Genomic DNA, 3,737 nt, shown 5'->3' on the forward strand with positions numbered 1-3,737 from the left:
GCTTGCTATCAACATGTAATTCATGATTTTTATAAATTAGTCTTTAACTTGCACAGAAAAAATAGATGTAGATTCTTCAATTACCGTTTGCACCGTTCATACCGCACGACATTTGCCTATGTAGAAAACATCAAACGGTACGAACGGTTTGAACGGCATTTTAATAAATCACATCCTCTGAATTATACTTAACTTGATAGTTATTGTTATTCTTTCCTCGCTTCATCGTAATACTAATTCCATTCTTCATGGGAATTTCTTTATTACAATTTAATGCCTTACCGAATTGCCGCGGACTTTCTATCTCTAATTTTATCTTTGAATAAATATCAGCTGTCGTTTATTCAACATATTCTAATTTATGCATAATCTGAACCAGGCTTTGAATTGAGGGCTCAAGCATTTCAATCGGATCAACTTTATCAAGTTCCAATATCTTTTTTAATGGATGAATTTTTACTTGATACACCTTTGATTCAAAAAGCCTACTGGTTACATCTAAGTTAAATTCCGTATCAAATTCAGATGCTTTATTTATAGCTATAATCGTATCTACTGAACCGGATAATGCCTGTGAACCTATCACTTTTTCACTCACACTTTTGATAGATGAATCCTTTTTTGTGTGGTACATCATAATAAATGTGCAGCCATACTTATCTATCAAATCGTAGTATTTTGCCATCACTTCATAGGTGTCATTGTAGTCATTAGCATTATACTTTCTGTCGTATTTGATTTTAGAAAAGGTGTCTACAATAAATACTTCATAACCTAAATCTGTATCTGCTTTAACAATTCTTTCAAAGTCATCAAAATCCACATAACTTGTTCCCTCATAAAATTTCATAGTACTTGAACAAGGAAGCTCCAATCTTTTAATTCTTTCTTGAATTAGCCTTCCGGATAGTTCATTGCAATAGTAAACAACCTTTGTTTTATTAACTATATTTTCAAGAAAATCAATTCCTTCGTTGATACATATACCAAGATTTAGTCCTAATGCTGTCTTACCTTTTTTAGGTGAGGCTACTATCAAAGTAATACTTTTTCTTGCAATGATGTTGTCCACAATATACTTATCAGAGGCATCAAACTCAGTATCTATCGTATATGCTTTCAACGAACTACCTCCCTTGTTTTTCTGTGATAGTTATAATCCCAATAATTCGTTCCGCCGACTTCCTGTGCCTTTTGAATGCTCTGGTTTAAGTATTTAATATATGCTGCCTCAGTTCTTCTCTTACTCATATCACCCATTCGATTTAGGGCTGATTTTAAGAATATCTGAAGCATTAAATCTGCATTGCCATGTGTAAAGCTGTTTAAGATAAGAAGTAATTGAAAATCGTCTTTACTTGCATCACCTGTGGAATATTCACCTCTAAAAAGCTCTCTGCCTTTGCGATTAGTCATGTAGATTGCCTTTAGAATGTCCTCTATATCAGGAACATCACTATCTAAATTTTTATAATAAGAAATTCGTTCTCTTATCGTTTCTTTAAGAGCATATTTTTCATAATAAAGGTTCAACTTATATTGTTCATTCTGTACTTCTTTGCAAGTTCCTATAACATCACCAGTCATAGCAATGCACTTATTTGATTTATACATTTCAAAACAATCAGCTTGATTGTTGATATTCTTATGAACTATGCCCTTGGCAAATATGTGGACTCCGTTGCCCGATACGGAAATTTCCTTATATGTTTCGCCAAAATCACTTATGATGTCTTGTACTTCCTCAAAACTGTCCTTAACATTATCTAAATCAATGCAAACATAAGGATCATCTTCAGTTAAAACAAACGATAGTCCATCACAACCACTTTTTTCTAAGCCTTCTAAAGCAGTTTCAAAATCTGTCCAGTTCTCTTTTTTATTCCATTCATTTGATTCACAAGTGATTGGACTGATTGGAATTTTTACAGTTTTTATATTCCCATTTTTGTCTTTGTTATGATAAATCTTAAACCATAACCATTGTTTACATTCTTTCAACTCCTGTGGAATATTGTTAATATATGTTTCTTTATTTATCATTTTTTACCTCCATAATTGTGTTGATGATAGAAGTACAACCTGATAAAATATTTTTAAGAGTTGCAATCTTATCAGGTTGCTTCTTGACTCTATCTATTGCAGTAGGTAGAGTCATTTTTATTTCTATTCACCGTTTCAAACATTTCCAGAATATATGCCAAAAGTTCAAGCTTATTTTCTTCAATATCGCAGTCCAAATTAACATTTTTAAAATATTCTTCAAGCATTTTCAGTTTCGTTTTCAGTTCATCAAACACTCTTATATTTCCAAATACCTCAACTTTATGATTTATACTCATTTGAATCATATAATCCTGTTTGTTTAATCCTGATAATACTATTTTCTCTTCCAATAAACTTTTTTCTTCTGGAGACATTCTGAAATTCACTATAATATTTCTTTTTCTATTTTTATTGACTTTCAGTTTTCTACCTTTTGTTTGTAGACTTTCTCTTTTAAATATCTTACTCATCTTAATAAATTTAATTCCTTTCTTTCTCTATCATTTCAATGATTTCCAACTGCTTTGACGGATATAAATGTGCATAGTTTAAGGTTATTGAGATACTTTCATGACCTAATCTTTCTGCAATTACCACCGGAGAAAAACCTTGCTCTATCAAATAAGCAACATGAGAATGTCTTAAATCATGAACTCTAATTCGTTTTACTCCTGATAACTTACAAGCTCTATCCATTTCATGATGTAAATATGATTTTGTAAAATTAAATAGTCTCACCTTTGAATCCAGATGATAAAACATCCCAAAGAAGTCTGACATTTCATCACATAGAAATTGTGGTAATTGAATTACTCTATTGCTTTTTTCTGTCTTTGGAGATGTAATGTAATCTTTTCCTTTTAACCTTTGAAATGATTTACTAATAGTTAGAGTTTTCTTCTCAAGATCAAAATCGTCTTTTGTAAGTGCAAGCAATTCACCTTCTCTAATACCGCACCAATAAAGTATCTCAAAAGCATAGTATGAGGAAGGTTTGCTCTTAACACTTTCAGCGAATTTTTCATATTCCTCTTTAGTCCAAAATAACATTTCCTGTGCTTTCGCTTTTCCCATCTTAGTAGTTTTATGAACAGGGTTGCTTGTTAAACCGTAATATTTATTGGCATGGTTAAGAATCGCATTTAGTTGATTTTGAATCGTTCTTAAGTAAGTTTGAGAATATTGTTTCCCCTCACCATCTGACTTTTTAAGCAATTCATTTTGCCACTGTAAAATATCTGGAGCTGTTATTTCAGCTATAGATTTCTTGGCAAAGTAAGGTATTATTTTCGTTTCTATAATATGAACCTTTGTCAAATAAGTGTTGTATTTAATTCTTGGCTTTAAATCGCTCAAATAGATTTCAACAAAGGATTCAAAAAGCATATTCAAATCTCTCGACTTACTTGCTAAAAACTCCCTTTCATATTCCAATGCCTCTCTCTTTGTAGCAAATCCACGTTTTGTATGGATTTGTTTTACTCCTTGCCAATCAACATACCTTAAATAGATTTTCCATGTGCCTCTTTCTTTATCCTTGCTGGCTGACACATCATCACCTCCTATACTTCTTTCGTTTGACCATAACAGTTTTCTTCATAAAATTTTCGATTAACCTTACCTGCAATCACTATCAGGTTCGGATTGTCTTTTAGCATTCTCTCATTTAATTCTTTTATCATTTTGTATGC

General features: G+C 31.7%; 4 protein-coding genes. All 4 read right to left on the reverse strand.

Annotated features, from left to right (window positions below):
- Positions 1-340 precede the first annotated feature (340 nt).
- Positions 341-1,123 (reverse strand): AAA family ATPase, encoded by a 783-nt coding sequence (locus SOR60_RS08845; RefSeq protein ID WP_320595736.1) that lies wholly within the window; start codon positions 1,121-1,123, stop codon positions 341-343.
- A complete protein-coding gene (locus SOR60_RS08850; RefSeq protein WP_320595737.1) occupies positions 1,120-2,043 on the reverse strand; it encodes a DNA primase in 924 nt (307 codons plus the stop codon). Before SOR60_RS08850 ends, SOR60_RS08845 begins: the two co-directional genes overlap by 4 nt.
- 89 nt (positions 2,044-2,132) lie before the next feature.
- Positions 2,133-2,516, reverse strand: coding sequence for a plasmid mobilization protein (locus SOR60_RS08855; RefSeq protein ID WP_320595738.1), 384 nt, complete (start codon positions 2,514-2,516; stop codon positions 2,133-2,135).
- 10 nt (positions 2,517-2,526) lie between these two features.
- On the reverse strand, positions 2,527-3,597 hold the full coding sequence (locus tag SOR60_RS08860) for a site-specific integrase (RefSeq protein WP_320595739.1): 1,071 nt from the start codon (positions 3,595-3,597) through the stop codon (positions 2,527-2,529).
- Between the last annotated feature and the right edge of the window lie 140 nt (positions 3,598-3,737).

Source organism: Anaerococcus porci (assembly GCF_034090325.1).
GTDB classification, from domain to species: Bacteria; Bacillota; Clostridia; order Tissierellales; family Peptoniphilaceae; genus Anaerococcus; species Anaerococcus porci.

Bases quoted from the DNA above. Each gene is read 5' to 3' on its own strand.
- SOR60_RS08850 (WP_320595737.1), bottom strand. From the start codon at position 2,043: ATGATAAATAAAGAAACATATATTAACAATATTCCACAGGAGTTGAAA.
- SOR60_RS08855 (WP_320595738.1), bottom strand. From the start codon at position 2,516: ATGAGTAAGATATTTAAAAGAGAAAGTCTACAAACAAAAGGTAGAAAA.